Source organism: Cryobacterium sp. MLB-32, from assembly GCF_000738085.1.
Lineage (GTDB): Bacteria > Actinomycetota > Actinomycetes > Actinomycetales > Microbacteriaceae > Cryobacterium.
In genome coordinates this window covers 1-778 of sequence record NZ_JPRS01000234.1, presented here as the reverse complement: position 1 = coordinate 778, position 778 = coordinate 1, and the positions used below count along the sequence as shown (strand labels likewise).

Annotated in this window: 1 protein-coding gene; it reads left to right on the top strand. The window is 60.9% G+C overall.

The features are described 5' to 3' along the window. Window positions 1–617: methionine ABC transporter permease (locus JF66_RS16695; protein WP_035879790.1), on the top strand; the 617-nt coding region annotated here is incomplete at its 5' end. Window positions 618–778: the final 161 nt, after the last annotated feature.

Genomic DNA, 778 nt, shown 5'->3' with positions numbered 1-778 from the left:
CCTACGAGACTCTGTATATCGTGGGACTCACGCTGTTCTTCGGCGGCCTGGGCGGTCTCCTCATCGGCCTCGGGCTGTACCTCACGCGTTCCGGGAGCATCCTCGAGAATCGCGCGGTCTTCTTCGTTCTCAATCTCCTGGTCAACTTCATTCGTCCCATTCCCTTCATCATCTTCCTGGCGGCCGCCCAGCCGGTGGCGCGTGCTGTCACGGGAAGTGGCATCGGAAACAACGCGATTATCTTCACGATCGCCCTCGCAGCATCCTTCGCGATGGCCCGCATCGTCGAGCAGAACCTCCTCACGGTGACACCCGGAGTGATCGATGCCGCACGCAGCGTGGGGGCCGGACCGATTCGCATCATCTTCACGGTCCTGCTGCCCGAAGCCCTCGGACCACTGATTCTGGGCTTCACGTTCATCTTCGTGGCGCTCGTAGACATGTCGGCGGTTGCCGGGTATGTCGGCGGCGGCGGCCTGGGTAACTTCGCGCTGCTCTACGGTTACCGCCAGTTCAACCCCGTCGTCACCTGGGCGGCCGTGCTGCTCATCATTGTGCTGGTACAGCTTGTTCAGTTCCTCGGCAACTGGCTCGCCCGAAAGGCCCTGCGGCGGTAGGTTTTCTGAGCACTATTCACCATTCTCGGCGCACCCTCGATTAGCATTAGCCACAGTATGTGAATCAAGGGAGAAACAGCCGATGAGGGTGCACACGCCTCCCGACAGAGGTGTTGCCGTGCCCCTTAGGCGGGAGTCGTTGTGGCTGAACTGGATTCTGG